This is a genomic window from Mesorhizobium sp. M7D.F.Ca.US.004.03.1.1, from assembly GCF_003998635.1.
Taxonomy (GTDB): Bacteria; Pseudomonadota; Alphaproteobacteria; order Rhizobiales; family Rhizobiaceae; genus Mesorhizobium; species Mesorhizobium loti.
Genome location: NZ_RZQG01001094.1, coordinates 1 through 1,783 on the forward strand (window position 1 = coordinate 1; position 1,783 = coordinate 1,783).

2 protein-coding genes and 1 pseudogene are annotated in these 1,783 nt (G+C 64.0%); 2 read left to right on the forward strand and 1 reads right to left on the reverse strand.

All coding sequences use genetic code 11. The annotated features are described in order from the left end of the window. The first annotated feature begins 1 nt into the window (after position 1). Positions 2-976 (forward strand): tetraacyldisaccharide 4'-kinase, encoded by a 975-nt coding sequence (lpxK, locus tag EN935_RS34245; RefSeq protein ID WP_127374139.1) that lies wholly within the window; start codon positions 2-4, stop codon positions 974-976. A 55-nt stretch (positions 977-1,031) separates the two neighbouring features. Here the strand turns inward: lpxK and EN935_RS34250 are convergent, their stop codons facing one another. Continuing rightward, positions 1,032-1,265 (reverse strand): DUF2093 domain-containing protein, encoded by a 234-nt coding sequence (locus tag EN935_RS34250; protein WP_127265706.1) that lies wholly within the window; start codon positions 1,263-1,265, stop codon positions 1,032-1,034. Between the two features lie 212 nt (positions 1,266-1,477). On the opposite strand from EN935_RS34250, the pseudogene EN935_RS34255 reads away from it, so the two are divergent. Then, positions 1,478-1,783: pseudogene (locus EN935_RS34255) on the forward strand (hypothetical protein); the annotation flags it as partial.

Sequence of the window (1,783 nt, forward strand, 5' to 3'; positions counted from 1 at the left end):
CCTGGCTCTGTCGCCGCTATCGGCCATCTATGCGGCCGTCGCCGGCCGCGGCATGCGGCGGGCCAAGCGCGAGAAGATCGAGGCACCGGTTCTGTGCGTCGGCAATTTTACGGTCGGCGGCACCGGCAAGACACCGGTGGCCATCGCGCTCGCCGAACAGGCCAAGTGCATGCATCTCAAGCCGGGCTTCCTGTCGCGCGGTCATGGCGGCTCGTTCGCCGAGCCGCATGTTGTCGATGCCCATCATGACAGCGCCAGGCATGTCGGCGACGAGCCGCTGCTCCTCGCCGAACACGCGCCGGTGGCGGTGACGCCGAACCGCGCCGCCGGCGCCCGGCTGCTGCTGGAACGGCATGGCTGCGATTTCCTGATCATGGACGATGGATTCCAGAGCGCCCGCATCCACATCGACTACGCGCTGGTCGTCGTCGATGCGCGCTACGGGATCGGCAATGGCCGCGTCATTCCGGGCGGTCCGCTCCGGGCCAGGGTCGTCGACCAACTGGTTTTCACCAGCGGGCTGTTGAAGATGGGCGAGGGCACCGCGGCCGACGCCGTGGTCCGCCAGGCGGCACGCGCCGGCCGGCCGATCTTCGAGGCCCACACCGAGCCAAGCGGTAAGGCAGGGCTTGCCGGCAAGCGGTTCCTCGCCTTCGCCGGTATCGGCCATCCCGAGAAATTCTTCGACACGGTGCGCGAGGCGGGCGGCGAGCTGGCGTTGACGCGGCCGTTTCCGGACCATCATTTCTATGGTGAGGACGAACTTGCCGAGCTGGCGGCGACCGCAAGTGCTGAAGGCCTCGGCCTCATCACCACCGCCAAGGACGCCGCCCGGCTGCGTCACGGCGCCTCACAGGACTTTCTCGATCGGCTCGAGGTGCTGGAGATCGACACGGTTTTCGAGCTCGACAATGTTCCAGAGCGCATCATCGGCGAAACGCTCGATGCCTGGCGCCAGCGTAAGCTGAAGGGCTAAAGCAATTCCAAGAAAAGTGTGAAACGGTTTTCCGTCCGGAATTGCGTCAAAACAACTAGCCCCGCTTACGCAGCTCCGGATGCACCTCGATTTCGCGGCGCAGCGATGCGGTGGCGTTGACGTAAGGCTCTTGCCTGGCAACGCTCCAGTATTTCAACTCGTCGAGCGGAATGCTTTCGCCTGTCACCGCGCAGCGCACAAATGCGCCGGGGCTGGTAACCTGGAAGTCGCCATCGAGGTAACGGATGCGGGCTTCCTTGCCGCCGGGGCCTTCGAAACGGTTCATCATGCAGGGACGCCGAGGTTCATGGGGATTTCATCGCCATAAATTCCCGGCGAGGTCAAGCATGCGACAAGCCTGAGACAATGCTGACCCCCTATTGTTGGGGAGAAAAATGCTGAAGTCGGGGCACTATGGACATTTCCTCCACTCGCCTTGCCGCCTTGTCCAGGGAAGCGATGACGCCGCAAGCCGTGCCGTTGGCAAAGGCCGATCCAGTCATGGCGGCACTGGTCAAGGCTCTGGTCCAACCGCCTGCGCCGTCCATGCTTGCGCAACAAGCAGCACCGGCATTGTTGGCTTTGCCGGCGGCGCCGATGGTCATCAAATCGCAGCAGATCGCCTCGGCTGGCATCGTCGAGGCCTATCTTGCCCAGCTCGAGACGGGGGAAGAAGCGGCGTTGGCAACGGTCGTGGCAAGAAAGGCAACGCCTGAACCCGAAACGCAACGAGCCGTCTTGCCGCCTTCGGCAACGGCCAATGACAATGCCCCCTCCCGGGTTGCGGGGTTGTCATTGCTGTCGCTT